12 protein-coding genes are annotated in these 15,955 nt (G+C 65.3%); 6 read left to right on the forward strand and 6 right to left on the reverse strand.

What is annotated here, in order from left to right; translation table 11 throughout:
* Window positions 1–128: 128 nt before the first annotated feature.
* On the forward strand, window positions 129–404 hold the full coding sequence (locus NO366_RS06135) for a DUF378 domain-containing protein (RefSeq protein WP_256533441.1): 276 nt from the start codon (window positions 129–131) through the stop codon (window positions 402–404).
* 77 nt (window positions 405–481) lie between these two features.
* On the opposite strand, the gene NO366_RS06140 is transcribed toward NO366_RS06135, so the two are convergent.
* Entirely contained in the window at window positions 482–1,660 is a 1,179-nt protein-coding gene (locus NO366_RS06140; protein ID WP_256533442.1) for a sensor histidine kinase, read from the reverse strand.
* Between the two features lie 154 nt (window positions 1,661–1,814).
* Here NO366_RS06140 and NO366_RS06145 point away from each other — a divergent pair, with 154 nt between their 5' ends.
* Window positions 1,815–2,315: a CFI-box-CTERM domain-containing protein gene (locus NO366_RS06145; RefSeq protein WP_256533443.1), complete on the forward strand. Its 501-nt coding sequence runs from the start codon at window positions 1,815–1,817 to the stop codon at window positions 2,313–2,315.
* Window positions 2,316–2,351: 36 nt separating this feature from the next.
* Here the strand turns inward: NO366_RS06145 and NO366_RS06150 are convergent, their stop codons facing one another.
* Window positions 2,352–5,417, reverse strand: coding sequence for an AAA family ATPase (locus NO366_RS06150; protein WP_256533444.1), 3,066 nt, complete (start codon window positions 5,415–5,417; stop codon window positions 2,352–2,354).
* Window positions 5,418–5,822: 405 nt separating this feature from the next.
* Between NO366_RS06150 and NO366_RS06155 the strand changes: the two genes are divergently transcribed.
* The gene (locus tag NO366_RS06155; protein ID WP_256534006.1) at window positions 5,823–6,932 is read left to right on the forward strand and encodes an eCIS core domain-containing protein; all 1,110 of its coding nucleotides are present in this window, start codon (window positions 5,823–5,825) and stop codon (window positions 6,930–6,932) included.
* 1 nt (window position 6,933) lies between these two features.
* Window positions 6,934–7,926, forward strand: a complete 993-nt coding sequence (locus NO366_RS06160) for a DUF7958 family protein (RefSeq protein ID WP_256533445.1) — start codon at window positions 6,934–6,936, stop codon at window positions 7,924–7,926.
* Window positions 7,927–7,983: 57 nt separating this feature from the next.
* Here the strand turns inward: NO366_RS06160 and NO366_RS06165 are convergent, their stop codons facing one another.
* The gene (locus NO366_RS06165; protein WP_256533446.1) at window positions 7,984–10,107 is read right to left on the reverse strand and encodes a helix-hairpin-helix domain-containing protein; all 2,124 of its coding nucleotides are present in this window, start codon (window positions 10,105–10,107) and stop codon (window positions 7,984–7,986) included.
* Window positions 10,108–10,322: 215 nt separating this feature from the next.
* Here NO366_RS06165 and NO366_RS06170 point away from each other — a divergent pair, with 215 nt between their 5' ends.
* Window positions 10,323–10,541, forward strand: coding sequence for a hypothetical protein (locus tag NO366_RS06170; protein ID WP_256533447.1), 219 nt, complete (start codon window positions 10,323–10,325; stop codon window positions 10,539–10,541).
* 221 nt (window positions 10,542–10,762) lie between these two features.
* Here the strand turns inward: NO366_RS06170 and NO366_RS06175 are convergent, their stop codons facing one another.
* The 3 genes from NO366_RS06175 to NO366_RS06185 all read right to left on the reverse strand — a co-directional run bounded on the left by NO366_RS06175 (window position 10,763) and on the right by NO366_RS06185 (window position 14,671).
* The gene (locus NO366_RS06175) at window positions 10,763–12,619 is read right to left on the reverse strand and encodes an archaea-specific SMC-related protein (protein WP_256533448.1); all 1,857 of its coding nucleotides are present in this window, start codon (window positions 12,617–12,619) and stop codon (window positions 10,763–10,765) included.
* A gap of 204 nt (window positions 12,620–12,823) precedes the next feature.
* Window positions 12,824–13,477, reverse strand: a complete 654-nt coding sequence (rdfA, locus tag NO366_RS06180; RefSeq protein WP_256533449.1) for a rod-determining factor RdfA — start codon at window positions 13,475–13,477, stop codon at window positions 12,824–12,826.
* A gap of 390 nt (window positions 13,478–13,867) precedes the next feature.
* A complete protein-coding gene (locus NO366_RS06185; protein WP_256533450.1) occupies window positions 13,868–14,671 on the reverse strand; it encodes an IclR family transcriptional regulator in 804 nt (267 codons plus the stop codon).
* 412 nt (window positions 14,672–15,083) lie between these two features.
* Here NO366_RS06185 and NO366_RS06190 point away from each other — a divergent pair, with 412 nt between their 5' ends.
* Window positions 15,084–15,917 (forward strand): proline dehydrogenase family protein, encoded by an 834-nt coding sequence (locus NO366_RS06190; RefSeq protein ID WP_256533451.1) that lies wholly within the window; start codon window positions 15,084–15,086, stop codon window positions 15,915–15,917.
* Window positions 15,918–15,955: the final 38 nt, after the last annotated feature.

The following is a 15,955-nucleotide window of genomic DNA, read 5'->3' on the forward strand; positions in this document are numbered from 1 at the left end:
ACGAGTCAGAGTGACGGACTGGTCGATGGTCGGGTGCGATCGTCGGACTGACCGGCGACTGGGACTGTCAGTACGTCCTGGCGACCGGGTTATCTCCTCCGGCGACCTATCTATGCACGGTGATACCAATGTCCACAGAACCGTCGTCCCGCTTCGGCTGGCTCGAATCGCTCACGCTGGTCCTCGTCACGATCGGCGCGCTCAACTGGGGCCTCGTCGGCCTCACCGAGTTCGTCGGCACCAACCTGAACGTCGTCGACCTCGTCTTCGGCTCGATGCCCGCCATCGAAGCCGCGATCTACCTCCTCGTCGGCCTCGCCGGCCTGGTGATGGTCGCCGTCGCGACCCGGCGCTACCGTCACCGCGCCGATATCGAGGCGGAACGCGCCCGCGCGGCGCGATAACGCGCTGTTTTTCGGCCGTATGGACGCCTCCTCGCCGACTCCGGACCCCTCGCGATGGGTGCGCCGCCACCGTGCGGTCACCCCGTCGACGGGGCACCGTCGGTCTCTCTGGCCGGCGCGTCGGCTGGTGGCTGGCTGCGCGGCAGCTCCACGGTGAACCGACTCCCGCCGGGCCCCGTCTCGGCGAGATACACGTCCCCGTCGTAGGCCGTGACGAGTTTCTCGACGAGGTAGAGGCCGAGACCGTGCGTGTCGGCGTGGCCGCGCCCCCGATCGAAGATCGTCTCGCGCTCGTCGGGTGCGATCCCGGGACCGTCGTCTTCGACGTCGACGCGGACCGTCCCCTCGTCCCGGGTGACGGTGACCCCGACCCACGGGTCCGGATCGTCGGTGTGCTCGACCGCGTTCGCGAGGATGTTTCCGAACACGCGGGACAGCAGCGCGTCCGCGCGGACGTACACCGACGACGGAATGTCGCTCTCGATCGTGACACGCTCCTGTGACCGTTCGAGCGCCGCCACCTCCGATCGAAGGAGGTCCGCGAGATCGACGGGGTACAGTTCGTGGTCGCCCGAGGCTGTCCGCAGTAACACCTGGACGTCGTCGATGACGTTCGTGAGATCGTCCGCCTCGGCGTGGATCACGCGCGCCCACTCTCGTTCCTCGTCGTCGAGCGTTGCGCCCTCGTCCATGAGCCGCGTCGCGTAGCCGTCGACGATCGCCGCCGTGTTCAGGACCTCGTGTCGCAGGATGCTGTTCAGGTAATCGAGCAGGTCGCGCTGTTCTTTCAGTTGTTCGGCGCGCACCGCCGTTCGCTCGGCGCGCCGCGCGCGCTCGACCGCCCTGGCTTCGATGACCCCGATCAACAGCCCGACGCTCGCGCCGATGACGATCGCCCAGCGGACCCAGCCGACGACGAGCGCCACCTTCCCCGGCGGTATCGCCGCGATCAACGCGGCGTTGATGAGCACGAACGACACGATGCCGCCGAGCACCCAGCGACCGATCCGCGGGTACCGGGCCGGGCGGACATCTGCCCGGTCGAGCCGCCGCGGAGCGTACAGCAACCAGGCGAGAAACGGGAGCATCGAGAGCATTCCGGCGAGGTAGAGCTCTCCGAACTGGACGTCGGACCCGAGGAGCGCCAGTACGAGCGTCTCCACGATCACACCGGCCGTGAGCACGACGCCCAGTGCGTGGATGGCGACGACCGCCACCGGCTGGGTGGGGGCCGAACTGCCGGTGGCGAATTTCACAGCCCTACGTTGGATCGACACCGTTTATCGTTTCTGGCCTCAGCCGTCCCTGGCGACGGGGATCGCGCGTTCCCCGCCCGACATCGCTCCCCCCGACATCGGTCGATGACGAGCGACACCCCTCCAGTCTCCCGATCCGTCCGCGGCCGACTCCGTGAGCGCCTCCGGAATGAATTGGGTCGAGGGCGAGCGCGTGGGCCCGTTCTGTCCACGCGATGGAGTTTCTCCTACCGCTCGAGAGACGGAGCCGATCGAACTCGTCTCGCCCGTCGCGGACGCACGGACTGTGACGCTCGAACCCGGGACGGAGACGGCGGTGACGTTCACGATTCCGGCGGCCGAGGTGTCGGGCGCGGTCGAGATCACCGTGCGGAGCGCCGACGACCGGGACAGCGTGACGGTCACCGCCGTCGACCCGTGTTTCATCGCGACGGCGGCGTACGACACGCCCCGCGCCCAGGAGATCGACGTTCTCCGGGCGTTCAGAGACGAGGTGCTCGCGGCGAACGCGCTCGGCCGCGTCGCGATCACCGCGTACTATCGAACGAGTCCGCCGATCGCAGACTGGATCCGACGCAACCCGCGACGCCGGTACGTCGTTCGCGAGTTCGTGGTGGCACCGACCGTCTCCGCCGTCGAGCGACTTCGAGGCTAGGACCGGTCGGTCCCAGTCGTCTGCCGGCCTGTTTTCTCAAGCGGCCTCTGGCGGCTCGTCCTGTCTGATGGCGTAGAGGCGCCACCGGCCGGCGTCGTCGGGCCGGCACTCGATCTCGGTGGTGAGTTCGTGGACGTTCGAGGCTTCGACGAACTCGAGGACGACGCGGTCGTCCTCGTCGACGAGGCGGTCGATCGAGCCGTCGAGTTCGACGTTCGAGCGGGTCATGGCGACGACGTCCTGGAGCGTGAGGACGTCGACCAGGGCGTCGGTGTGGTAGAGCGCGGCCAGCCCGTCGACGTCTTTGGCCCGGATACGATCGTAGAAGTGGTGGACGATGGCTTCGGGATCGAGGTCGGGGGCGGGTGTACGTGCGCCGGTACCCCGTTTCTCGTCTTCAGTTGGGTGGCCATCGGCGTCGGTTTCGTTTGTGTCGGTGGCCCTCGATGCGTCGGCTGCTGACTCGTCAGGGGGTTCCGCTTCCGGGTTGTATTCGACTTCCCGACCGGCGTCACCGTCCGTTTCTTGGTCTCCGTCGGTATCACTACCCGTCTCATCGCCGTCGAGTTCGTCTTCAGCCTCGCCGGCGACGTCCACGCCGGGCATCGCTTCGAGCCCTTCGCCGTCGAGGTAGCGCAGTCGGAATCGGGTGTCGAAGTCGCGGCTGACGCGTTTGGTCTCGTAGGTGCGCAGGCGGTCTTCGTACCAGTAGAACTCGTCGTCACGGAGGGCGACGCCGCCGGCCTCGCTGGCGTACTGCAGGCCGAGGAGGGCGTGGTCGAAGGTGATCGTGACGTCTTCCAGTGAGGTGGCCTCGCCGTCGAGCGGTTGGCCGTCGTGGGCCTCGGTCGCGGCGATGTAGGCGGCGTACTTGGCGACCTTGCGGATGATAGCGGGCGTGAGGGTCTTCATCCCGAGGAAGTCGAAGTCGAAGGAGTCGGTGTCGACGTTGGCTTCGTCGGGGAAGCTCTCGCGCCAGAGGCGCCGCCGCAGGTCCTCCTGGGGGACGTCGAAGCGGATGGAGTGGGCGATGCGACGCTTGAACGCCGCGTCGATACCGCCGCGCTTGTTCGTCGTGAGGAGGGCGATGCCGTCGAACGATTCCAGTCGTTGTAAGAGGAAGTTGGTGACGTTGTTGGCGTGGCGGTCGGTGGCGTCGCCGACGTCGGTTCGCTCGCCGAACAGGGAGTCGGCCTCGTCGAACAGGAGGATGGCGTTGGAGCGCTCGGCCTCGTCCAGGAGGGCGGCGAGCTGGCTCTCGGTCTCGCCGATGTACTTGTCGACGATCTGGGCGAGGTCCACGCGGTAGAGATCGAGGCCGGTCTCGTTGGCGATGACTTCGGCGGCCATGGTCTTCCCGGTGCCGGGCTGGCCGTAGAACAGCGCGACGACGCCGTCGCCGCGGCTGCCGGGCTCGCCGAAGCCCCACTCGCTGGTGACCGCGCCGCGGTACTGGAGGTGGCCACAGAGCTCCCGGAGGTGGGTCTTCGGTTTGTCGTTGAGGTAGAGGTCGTCCAGCTCGTATCCGGGCTCCATCCGGTCGGCGAGGGCTTCGAGATTGGACGCGGAGTAGCGCTTGCAGGCCTCGTAGAGGTGCTCGCGTTCGAGAGCGCCGTCGACGGGGGCGAAGGCGGCCCGGGCGCCACCACCGCCCAATTCGTCCGGGTCAGCGGAGCTGTCGTCGATGGCGTCCGGGTCGACGGAATCGCCTTCGATATCGACGGGACCGTCCCCGATATCGGCGGCGTCGCCGTCGGTGCGACAGAGGTACCGTGCCGTCTTCACCGCCCGCCGGATGTCGCGCTGGGGGAGCCGGAAGTTGGTCGCGACGGTCTCGATCAGGTAGGACTCGGCGACCTCGTCGGCGAACCCCTGCCAGATTTCGAGTCGAGTGTCGTACTCGGGGAACGGACAGTAGACGGTCTCGACGCGGTGGTCGGTGAGATCGACGTCGGGTTTCCACTCTTCCGTGTGGGAGAGGAAGACGTCGCCGGGCGCGTCGTCGAACCGCTCGACGATCGAGTCGACGGTGGGCGCGTCGGGATCGGGCATGGCGACACCGCCGTCTTCGCCGAGGCCGACCGCGGGAGTCTCCGTCCGGTCGGTGACGCGTTCGAGGCCGGTGAGGTGGATCGTCGCGTCCTGCAGGGCGGCCTCGCGGACGAGGCGGGTGCACAGGTCGTCGTCCTCGACGATGTCCGCGGCGTCGGCACAGAGAATCGGCGTGTCGGCGTCGGTGAGCGCTGCGGGGAGGCGGTCGTCGCCGGTGCCGTCCTCGCCGGAGAAGTGAAATATGGTGGGTACGTCGGCCGCGGCGGAGCGGTCACGAACGGCGCCGATGGTGTCGGCCGTCTCGTCGTCGAAGACGAGGTCCGAGAGGGAGCGGTCGGGGTGGTCGATGGAGACGATATCGACGAGTGCGTGGTCGAGACTGTCGCCGCCCTTGAGGTAGTCGACGATGCGCTCGTCGACGGTGACGGTGTCGAAACTGGAGGGCGTGGCGGGGGCTCCGACGTTCCTGACGAGTAGCCCGTAATCGAAGAGCGGACCGGTCGCCGCGAGCGCTTCTTTCGGGGCGACGTCGCCGGGCGCCGAGCCGTGGCCCATCCGGCCGAGTATCTGTTCGAGAACGGTTATCGGTGGCATCACTGATTGTTCCAGCCCACACAGAGAGCCGTACACGGCCGCGATGCTCCAGTCAATCTCGGGCGCTAACGCGAGGAGAATGGCGTCGAGGTGCGTTCGCGAGAGGTCGAACGATCGGGCGAGCGTATCGAGGCGCAGTTCCACAGTTGCGTTCCGAGCGGTCTTCAGTCGTCGATCGATAGTAGCAGCTCGTTCTTCGAGAACCGATTGAAGGTGGGTTCGAGACGCCTCCACGGTCGCTTCGGCCGGAGGATTCGAAGACGGAGAGAGCGATCTGACCCTTTCCCCGAACGTTGCGAGATCACTTGCCGCGCCTTCTGCGTCTCCCGTCGCAGTAGCGTCGGGAACGGTAACGTCGAGACGCTCGGGGACGTCCGTCAGTCCCGTGAGCCCGGTCAGGGCAACCAGTATTCGGTCGAGCTCGTCTTGAATATGGTCTCCCTGCCGTTCGTACATACCCGAATACTTCCGTATGGATGTAAATAATCCTTTGTTTCACTACGTCGGGTCGTTACTCTCGTTCGTGATTCAGACGAACGGCTCGTGGGTCCCGAACGCGCTCACCCCGTCGATGTCCCGCGACGGTCACAGACATCGCGGATAAAGTGATGGAAAGAATTATTATGTACTCGATAAAATTAGCAGCCATGAAGGTTGGTGTCGTCCTCGAACGTCGGATATTCTGCCGTTCGATAGCTGGTGTGGGCCATGAGTAATCGGGCCGTGCATCGGCGGTCGGATCGATCGTCGTCCGACGAGTCGAAGTCGTCGAAGTCGTCGAAGCGGCGATCGTCCCACCGGTCGCGTCGAGAGGGAGGGGTGACGGCGTCGACCGATGCACAGCCCCTCGGGATGCCGGTCATGCGGACGTCGCAACCGGCGACGGTCGAGCCGATTCCGCTGGGACCGACGGCGAGCGAGCGTGCGTGTGAGATCATCGCCGAGTTCCAGAATCGCCCCGAGGAAGTCCCGGACGACATCGAGCGCCAGAACCTGGCGTCGCTCCAACGCAACGAAGACGCGGATCGAGCGACCGGCACGGCAGGCGATGCCGGCGTTCCGGAGAGCGTGCGCGAGGTCATCTCCTCGTCGGGGCAGTCACTCGACGCGTCGATCCAGCGCGCAGTCGAAGAGCGGATGGGTGACTCGTTCGGCGACGTACAGATTCACACGGGACCACAAGCCGCGAAGGCCTGCGAGGACATTAACGCGCGGGCGTTCACGGTCGGGAATCACATCGCGTTCAATCACGGCGAGTACGACCCGGAGAGCCCGGAGGGTCAGCATCTGCTCGCACACGAGTTAGCGCACGTTCGGCAACAGACTGGTGCGGCAATCTCGATGATGCCGCAGGCGAACGTCGAGCTGGAGATTGATCCGGATCCGCAGTTAGAGCGCGAGGCGGAAGAGACGGCGCAACGCGTGATGGAGGGTGGCGAACTCGGGATCCAGCGGATGGGCAAGACGGAGGTGCACGTCCAGCGATCGGTGAAAGGGGCGTTATCGTCGATTGGATCCAAACTGGGTCTCGGGGGCAGTACGCAAGAGGAGACCTCGCGCTTCCGGGAGTTAGACGACGGAGACCTGGACGAGACGATCGCGGCGCTCGTGGAGAACCAGCGCGAGATCATCACGACGCTCGAAAATCAGGAGCGAGGAACGACAGATGTCGTCGGCGAAACGGCGGGCAAAGGCGTCGTCGGCGGCGGTATCGGATTCGCGGTCACGACGTTGACCGCGAACCCAGCTCTGGGTGCGATAGCCGCCGGGATGTTTTCCGACGTCGGAAAACTCCTCTACGGGAACCTCTGGGACAGCGGCAGAGACGCGATCGCCAACGCCGAAATTCCGGACGTTGGTCTAGAGCAACTCGGCGGTATCAAGCAGTCGATCGAGAAACTCGTCGACGAGAAGATCCGTCAGCGGTTCGGTGGGGATGAACACGTCAATAACTCCGAGGACCTAACCTGATATGAAAGCAAAAATAACTGGGGAAAATGACCGGAGTGTCGGTCTGCATGTAACTGATAAGAACGAGAATAAGCACAAAATAGAATTGAGGCAAGAAGGGGGAGAAATCTATCATCATCTCTGTGATGCGTATGCAGACAAAGCAGCCGATCGCACTCCAGAAGAAAACGAGGTGAACAATCAGGCGCGCCGTTTCGCCCAGTACTACGTCTACTGCGAGCGCGGCTACGACACGGTGCCGCCGCACATCCATCCGGAGCGTCTCAACGCCGTTCGCGTCGCCATCGCCACCCTCTCTGAATCGGCGTTCGAGCACCACTTCGGCGACCTGTACCAGCAACTTCGGAGTCACGAGGACGCCGGTATCGAGCGCGTCGTCCCGATTCCGTCGGCGGCGAAACGCCCCGACTCCGTGCTCTATCGCAAGAACGCCTACCTCGGGGTAAACCCACTCGAAACCGAGTTCGCCAGCGAGGCGGAATCGATCGCCGCGCGTCACGGTCTAGACCTCTCGGCGGAGACCCTCGAAACCCGTTCGCTCGGTGGTGTCACCGACGCGGCACTCGACGCCTGGCGGGAGGTCGGCGAGGAACTCGCCGGATTGGTCGACGCTGCCGATGGTAATCTCTCCGAGAGCCTGGAACTCGCTGGCACCTCGTCACTACACATGACGTACATAGACGACCGCGGCGAGGAGCACGTCACCGACTCCGACGAACCGTTCGACCGCGACCCGGACGCCCGATTCGAGTTGCCGGTGATGGATGCCGGGTCGCTCTCTGAGTTCCAGGACTACCTGAACCACAACCTCGCCTGCCAGGTACGCGATGCGTTCGTCCGGATGGGGCTACAGCCGCCGGAACCGTTCCAGATACTCGGCTATGGTGATTTCGAAGCCGCAGAGCAGTACAAACGTCTGGATATGTACCCCAACTACGTCGATCCGGAACTGGAGACTCAGGGGCTGTTCTCGAAACTGACGTCGCTCGTCTGAGCGGTGTTCCGCCCGTGTGGCGTCCACGAACTCTCCGACTGGCCGGTCTGGTCTCAGTCACCCGAACTTCGCCAGGAGCCGGTCGTAGAAGTCCGCGGGGTCCGAACCGCCGTCTGCGCTCTCGCGCGGGTTTCCGCTGCCAGCTGTGCCGTCGTCCGACACCCCTTCGCTTCCGGCCTCCGTGGCCAGTTTCTCGACGATCAACTCCGGCGTCGAGCGGGCGAGGTGGTCCGGGACCGGTGATCGATCGACCTGCAACTCGCCGTTGACCAGCCCCGTCGCCTCGATGCCGTCGACGGGGACGTCGTACCCCGCGGTCTCGCGGATCTCGTCGGCGAGGTGGGAGACGAAGACGGCCGTGGCGTCCCGTTCGGCGAGCGCTTCGAGGATGCCGGCGATGATCTTCGCGCTCGCGCCGGGTTCGGTGATGCTCTCAAGTTCGTCGACGAGCACCAGCCCGCCGTCGGCGCCGGTCGCGAGGTCCGCGAAGTCGCGAACGGTGGACTCGAACGCGCCGGCGTCGAGCGTCCCCTGCGTCTTGGCGTGGTAGTGCAGCCCGTCGAAGCGCCGGAGGCGGACCGAGTCGGCGGGGACGGGTAGGCCCATGTGCGCGAGGGCGACGACCGCGGCGACGAGATCGAGCGTCGAGGTCTTCCCACCGCTGTTGACCCCCGAGAGCAGGCGGACGCCGTCGATCTCGTAGTCGACGGGATCGATTCGGTCGGGCGGCTCGTCGAGTACCGGCGAGCGCCCGCCCACGATCTCGATGTCTGGCGCGGACCCGGCGTCGACTCCGTCCGGCGCTTCCCCCTCGGTACCGCCGACGGTCGCGGGGTCACCGGCGTCGTCATCTACGAACACGGGCAGGGCACAGTCGTAGTCGGCGGCGAAGCGAGCGATCGCGAGTTCGACGTCGATTTCCAGCGCCTGGCGGACGAGCGTTTCCGCGTCCGCTCGCATGCCCGCGAGCGTGTTCGCGAGGTCGCGCTTTCGCTCTCCCGCTCGTCGGTCCATCGCGGCCTGGAGATCCTCTCGGAGCCGTGCGACCACGTCAGCCTCGTGGGCGACGGGGAAGGTGGCCTCGTCGGGGAACGCCCGGGCGGCCACCTCGGCCTCGGCGTCGTCCAGGGCCAGGCCCTCGATCAGGTGCGTACGCGCCGCGTCGACGGCGGCGTCGTACTCGTCGGCCAGTTCGCGCGAGAGCAGCGAGTCGGCGCCGGCACCACGTTCGACCAGCGAGAGCAGGTCCGATCCCTCGATGGTGACGTCCTGCTCGACGATGGCGTCTTTGAGTTGTGCGTTCGCCAGGTCCTCGGCAGCCACGACGACGTCGTCGAGGTCGTCGAGTGCGTCTTCCAGCCGATCGAGTTCGTCGTCGCCGGCGACCGCGCCGTCCGCGTCGAGTCGGTCCAGTCCCGACGTCAGCGCGTCGAGATCGCAGGGCGCGTCGAGGTCGCTCTCGCGGTGGACCGCGACGGCCGCACGGAGGCAGTCGCGATTGCGCGAGAAGAACGCGAGCGGCCGTTCGGGGACGATCTCGACCGGTTCGTCGAGCGCGTCGGGGCGGACGCGGACGTCGCCTTCGACGTCGATCCCGCCGAATCGCTCGTCGAGGGCGATCACCGTCGCGTAGCCGCGCGCGAGCTCGGCCAGTCCGCGGGCGTCCTCGACGATCTCGACGGAGAGCTCCGGGAAGGCCTGTCGCGCCGCCGAGTAGCGTTCGGCGTCCGTCGTCGCGAGGCAGCGCTCGCGCACGCGGACGTCGCCCGGTTCGGCCACGGGTTCGACGTCGTGCAGGGCGTCGAGCACCGCGTCGGTGGGCTCGCGTTCCATCGCCGACGCGGTCACCGCACGGGCCTCTTCGATCCGCGACCGGCGCGCGCTCGGGTAGAACGTCTCCAGCCGCCTGGCCGCGTAGTCCGTAACGGCTCGTGCCTGCAGAAGCGAGAGGAGTTCACGGTGGATCTCGCGTGCCCGGTCGGTTCCCAGGAAGCCGCCGGGATCGTCGTGCTTCGCGCGGATCGCCGCGCGGGCGATGCGGGCCGCTCGTCCCGGCGTCACCCCCGGAGCACTCGCGAGCTCGGCCACGTCGCCGTCGCGGAGCGCACGCTCGGGGTCGTCGAGTTCGGCCAGCGATTCGGCCGTCTTCGCGCCGACGCCCGGGATCGCCTCCAGTTCCATTGACCGGGTATACGCGCGAGTCGAGAAAAACGTACAGGGTCGTGACTGTCGGATCGGAGTTGCAGTCCGGAGTGACCTGTCTCGCTGCTCACGGTCGTATTCCACGCACACCCACGTTCATCCTTCCATTCCGTCCGTCGCCGTGCGTTTCGGCCCCGTCGGGACCTTGCAGGTCCCGGGCGGACCGGTATCCCATTGTCCGCACTGTGGCTGGTATGGTACTCACGAAACTCCTCGGCTCGAAGACGGCACGCTCGCTGACGGTCCTCTCGGTCCTCAACGAGGCCCGGCGGGCGCACTCGCGCGGCAACCGACTCCGAACGGTCGCCTTCCTGGGGCTGGCCGTCCTCGCCTACCAGTGGACGATCGCCGGCCTCGCCGCACAGGGCGCCCTGCGACTGTTCCGCGGCGGGACCGACGCGACACGGGCCTGATCGGAGGGGAGCCGTGTCGGGCGTCGTCGAGCGGGACTGTTGGTGTGACTGTCGAATCTGCGAGGCCGACGACGGCAGGTACAGCACCGGTCCATCTCGTCTCTCCGATCCGACGGCGACTGGGGCGGGCGTCCAACTGGAGCGGGCGCCCATCTTCGAACGGGCGACCCGGAACACCCTCCCGAGAATACCGAAAGTATTAGTACGACGTCCGTATGTAGTTATTGTATAGCCTTTTCTTTGTCGGAAACGACTTTCCACTCGTCCGGGGTGATGACGGAGCCGTCGAAGTCGCCGGCCTCCGGATACGCCGTCGTTACGAGTATCTCGCTCGTATCTTCGAGATACGACGCGACGCCCTGGAGGTGTTCTGCGGCGAGCTGGCTGATCCCGTCGATCAGAATGCAGGGGACGGTGGATCCGACGTCGAAGGCGTGATAGCCTGCGATGGCGACGACCAGTCCGATGAGTTCGACCTCGCCCTCGGACAGCGTGTCGACGGACGTCCGCTGGCCGGCATCGTCGATCTCTCTGCCGATCTCCAGATCGATCTCGGCGACGTCGCCCCGGTCGTCGGTCTTCAGCACGAGGCGGGCGCTCGAAAACCCGGGCCCGAACGCGTCGATGATGTCGGTGATGATCGCGTTGAACCTGTCTTTGAGGGTCTCCTGGGTTCGCTTCTTACGATTTCGGAGGTCGGTCAGCGTCGACCGGACGTCGTCTCGCTCTCGCTGTAGGTCGTCGAGGTCGTCGTATCGCGACTGGTGCGATTCGAGCGCCTCCCGTTTCTCCGACAGCTTCGACTCCGTGGTCCGGATCTGCGTCTTCACGTCGGTGAGTTCCTCGTTGTACTCCGCCTCGGCGCTCGCCAGTTCGGTTTCGAGGTCGTCTATTTCGTCCTCGAGGGACGACTGGCGCGCCCGTTTTTCCTGCAGGAGACCTCTCTTCTCGTCGATGGCCGTCCGCAGTGTTCGTTTTTCGGTTTCGAGGCGATCGCGGGTCTCTTCGACCCGTCGGTACTCCCGTCTCGCTGCCTCTAACTCCTCGATCTCCGACTCAAGGTCTCCCTTTCGGTCGCGGAGCTCGGTCAGTTTGGACTGCAGACGATCGATCGCCGCTTCGATCTCTGCGTTCGTCGTCTCCTCACCGCAGACCCAGCACGTCACGTCCGACGCGGCGATCGATCTGTTGACCTCCGTGAGTACGTCGAGCGCGTCCGCGTCGACGACGTTCTGGTTCGCCCGGTAGAGGTCTTCGACGAGCGCGATTCGTTCCTCGAGCGTCTCGAGTCGCTCGCGCTTGGGCGGGATATCCGTCGCCTCGACCGGCTCCGTCGGGTCTGTCAGGTCCGCGAGTTCGGTTTCAATCTCCGCGACGCGTTCGTCCTTTCGTTCGATGCTTCCCTCGAGACGTGAGATATCCTCGGTGACGTTCGCGAGCTGTTCCGACAGCGCGCTTATTTCGTCGCTCAACTGCTCGACGTGGGCTTTACTCGCCTCGGCTTCGGCGAGTTCGTCTCGTTGATCGCGCAACGAGTCGAGCTCCGACTCGAGGCGCGTCACCGTCTCCTGGAGCGTGGGGACGCGTTCGCCCGCCCGTTTCGCCTCCGCGATCTGCTCGTCTATCTCGCGTTTTTCGCGCGTGAGCGTCTCGATTTGACTGTCGAGATCCTCGAAGTCGAGGGGTGCCTGGAGTAACTCGGTGATGTCCACACCGTTTCGGACCGCCTGCCTGATGGGATTGTCGGCATCGAGGCAGGCGAACAGCCTGACGGCAAGCTGCGCTCCCTCGTCGGAGACGTATGGGTCGCCCTTTCGGACGACGGTCTCGTGGACCGGCCGCTCCAGTGCGACCGAGTAGTCGTTTTGCTCCGTCTCGAGCGTTACCTCGCCCCGATCCGTTCCCTCCGTGAGCGGGTGGTCGTCGTAGTGTCCGGTCGCCCCGAGGCCGGTCTTGAGTGCGGCGATGAGGCTGGATTTACCCCGGAAATTAGACGCCTGGACCACGTTGAGTCCGTCCTCGACCGACGCCGATCCGTGTCGGATGCCGCCGATATTTGTCACGGTAAGGTCCCACATGGAGGTACACTCACACCACCTTATGAAAAGCGTTGCGGAACGACTGGTTCTCCTCACTTCGCGTTCGGTTTGGAATTACGCCGAACCGATCGACGTGCCCCGGTGTCACCGGTCGCCCGACACTGAACCGAATTCGTCACTGATCTGGGTCAGTCGCTGATCTGAATCCATCACTGGACTGAATTCGTCACCGAACGGTGTTCGTCACTTCTCGGCCGGAGGCGCGGAATCGCGCGACAGGTGAGTGTCACAGACGTATCCGCGCCGGTAGACGGTCCGGATGTCCGTTTGCTTCGAACACGTCGGGCACTCGAGGTAGAATCGGACGGCGACGTCGGCCGTCGTCGCGTCCGGGACGGCTCCCTCGTTCTCCCAGGCGGAGAGGAGGTCGCCGATGTGCGTTTCGGCGGTGTTTTCTACGTACGAGAGCGTGTTCCGCAGGGTCTGTGTCGCGTCCCGCTCTACTGGCTCTTTCTCGACGTCGAGACACCCCGTCAGGTGCCGATACATCGTCGCTGGCGAGACGAAGTCGCCCCGTACCTCGTCGCCGTCGATTCCGTCGGCTGCCAGATCCGAGAGGACTGCGTGGTGGTCCTCGTGCGTCTCGTCCCGGAGCACCTCGTAGTCCGATTCGAGGTGGGGTTCGAGCGTCCGTCGCCCGTGTTCGGTATAGCACGTCCGAAGGAGGTGTGTGTTCATCCACGTTACCAGGTCCCTGACGGACGCCTCGGGGTACCCGTTCGCTCCGCGCCACCGGTTCGCCAGTTGCTCGTCGAACGACTCGTCGCTCACCCCCGGTGAGAGTCGATATGCCTCGGCGACCGCCCCGACTTTGCAGCAGTGTTCGGTCTCGGACATGCGTTTCGCGCGGACTGTTTCGGCTTCACCGGGATTAATCTATGGGACTCGTGGTTCCAACCGTGGACGGTGTCCGCGAATCCACGCGATCGGTCGGTGTCGCCAGCGGACCCTCTCTGAAACAACCATCGTTGGTTCGTCCACGATCGGTCTCCGAACTGGTGACCGCACCGTCGATCCCTGGGCTGAAACAGCATGTGTTGTTTCAATTCCCGCGAGTTCTCCGACCAGGTGGTTCGCATCACCGTGCCGACAATCTGAAACAGCACGGGTTGTTTCAAACCCCACGCGGACCGTCCCGGACGCGCGATCGATGGCGGTCGAAACGCCGACTGACCCATGCCCTCTTACAAACGTTCGGCGATGGCGAACAGACGTGGGCCGCCGTCGCTACTCGGACTCGTCTCGCCACCAGTTCCCGTCCGCGTCGGCGCTGGCGGTGAGTCCCGCTTCGATCGTTTCGGCGGCGCGTTCGAGCGTCTCGAGGATGTCGGTCGATTTGAGCGCCGTTTTGATGCGGTAGGTGGGGCCGCCGACGGTGAGGGCACCGAAGACGTCCCCGTTCGGGTACTCCACCGCGACACCGATCGAGTGGTAGCCGTCTAGCAGTTCCTGGTCGTTGATCGCGTACCCGCGAGCGCTGACGGTCTCCAGTTCCTCGGAGAGGGCGTCGCGGGTCGTGATCGTCTTGTCCGTGCGCGCGGGCAGGCCCCATCGCTCGACGATTCGGTCGACGTCCGCCTCGGGCATCTCGGCCAGGACCGCCTTCCCGGCGGCGGAGGAGTGCATGTGGAACCACCGACCGACCTGGAGTCCGGAGGAGTGTTGATCGCCGACCGAGTGGTAGACCGAGATCATGCGCCCGTTCTCCGGGACGGTGAAGTCCACCTCCTCGTTCGTCTCGGAGGCCAGCTGTTCGACAGCGCTGTGAGCGCGACTGTAGCCAGGCTTGCGGTGGCGAGCGTGCTCTCCGAGGTGGAGGAACTGTAAACTGAGCTGGTACGCGTTCCCCTCCTTCGTCAGGTACCCAAGTTCCCTGAGCGTCGTCAGGTGGTTGTGAACCGTACTCCGCGCCAGCCCGAGCGCGTCGACGAGTTCTGTGAGTCGCGCGCCGTCGTGTTCGTGGATCCACTCCAGTATCTCGATCGCCCGGCGGACGGATTTGATCTCGCCGGCGGGGGAGTCCTCGGCCATGTATCGCACACGCCGCCGAGTGGATATATATGTTCGGCAATGGGGAACACATCGGCACGCGGGGGATCTACTCGGCTGTGTACCCAGCGTCGAACCGGCCGGCACCGTCCCCGTCGATACGCTGGAAACTGCCAGAGGGGGCGTACTCGACGGTTTACCCGGTGGGAACGGTCTGAGTGATGGTTCGGCTCGCCCCTCGCGTCGTCTACTGGCCACCGACAGCTCGTCGGCCGTCGGTCGCCACCACCAGATCCGTCGAACGACCAGGAGGGATGGCTCCTCGCCGGAATCGGGGCGCAGTCGGGATCGCGTGTCAGCGACCACCCTGTTAAACGTTCACCATCACCGACGCGGGCCGATCGGGCCGGGTGACGTAATTTATATAAGTGAAGGCAGATGGTGGACGTGGAGTATGATTCCGCCGTTAGCAAACAACTTTGTCGCGGGAGAGGAACTCGACGAGGCGCTGTCACACGCTACCGAACAACACCGGCACGGACTGGGGACCATCATCAATCTGCTCGGAGAACACTACACCGACCCGGGTCCGGCCCACGCGGATACGCAGGTGTACGTAGACGCCGTCGAACGCCTCTCTCGTCTCGACGGTCGCGTCTGTCTCTCCGTCAAACCGTCCCAGCTGGGGCTCGACATCTCCGACGACTTCTTTCGGGCCCGACTCGAGGAGATCGTCGACGCGGCGGACGGCGAGCAGTTCGTCTGGATCGACATGGAGGACCACGAGACGACCGACACGACCATCGACGCCTACGAGGACCTCTCGGCCGCGTCAGGGGGGATGGTCGGGGTGTGTATTCAGGCGAATCTCAAACGAACCGAAGACGACCTCCAGCGACTCGCCGACACGGCCGGTAAGGTCCGTCTCGTAAAGGGGGCGTACAACGAACCGTCCGACATCGCGTACACGGAGAAGTCACAGGTGAACGAGGAGTACAGGCGTCACCTCGAGTACATGTTTCGCGAGTTCGACGACGGGATCGCCGTCGGAAGCCACGATCCCGAGATGATCGAGTACGCCCGCGACCTCCACGACACGCACGGCACCCCGTTCGAAATACAGATGCTGATGGGTGTCCGGGAAGACGCACAGCGGGAACTCGCTGCGGAGTACGACGTCTGGCAGTACGCCCCGTTCGGAGGGAAGTGGTTCTCGTACTTCTACCGGCGTGCGATGGAGCGCAAAGAGAACGCGCTCTTCGCAGCGCGGGCAATCCTGGGTGTGTAACGCGGCCGACGGGGTGTGCAACGCGGCCGACGGGGTGT

It is taken from the genome of Halovivax cerinus (genome assembly GCF_024498195.1).
Lineage (GTDB): Archaea > Halobacteriota > Halobacteria > Halobacteriales > Natrialbaceae > Halovivax > Halovivax cerinus.

Coding starts and splice junctions, on each gene's coding strand:
- NO366_RS06135 (WP_256533441.1), top strand. CDS start 129: ATGTCCACAGAACCGTCGTCCCGCTTCGGCTGGCTCGAATCGCTCACG.
- NO366_RS06150 (WP_256533444.1), bottom strand. CDS start 5,417: ATGTACGAACGGCAGGGAGACCATATTCAAGACGAGCTCGACCGAATA.
- NO366_RS06155 (WP_256534006.1), top strand. CDS start 5,823: ATGCGGACGTCGCAACCGGCGACGGTCGAGCCGATTCCGCTGGGACCG.
- NO366_RS06160 (WP_256533445.1), top strand. CDS start 6,934: ATGAAAGCAAAAATAACTGGGGAAAATGACCGGAGTGTCGGTCTGCAT.
- NO366_RS06165 (WP_256533446.1), bottom strand. CDS start 10,107: ATGGAACTGGAGGCGATCCCGGGCGTCGGCGCGAAGACGGCCGAATCG.
- NO366_RS06170 (WP_256533447.1), top strand. CDS start 10,323: ATGGTACTCACGAAACTCCTCGGCTCGAAGACGGCACGCTCGCTGACG.
- NO366_RS06175 (WP_256533448.1), bottom strand. CDS start 12,619: ATGTGGGACCTTACCGTGACAAATATCGGCGGCATCCGACACGGATCG.
- rdfA (WP_256533449.1), bottom strand. CDS start 13,477: ATGTCCGAGACCGAACACTGCTGCAAAGTCGGGGCGGTCGCCGAGGCA.
- NO366_RS06185 (WP_256533450.1), bottom strand. CDS start 14,671: ATGGCCGAGGACTCCCCCGCCGGCGAGATCAAATCCGTCCGCCGGGCG.
- NO366_RS06190 (WP_256533451.1), top strand. CDS start 15,084: ATGATTCCGCCGTTAGCAAACAACTTTGTCGCGGGAGAGGAACTCGAC.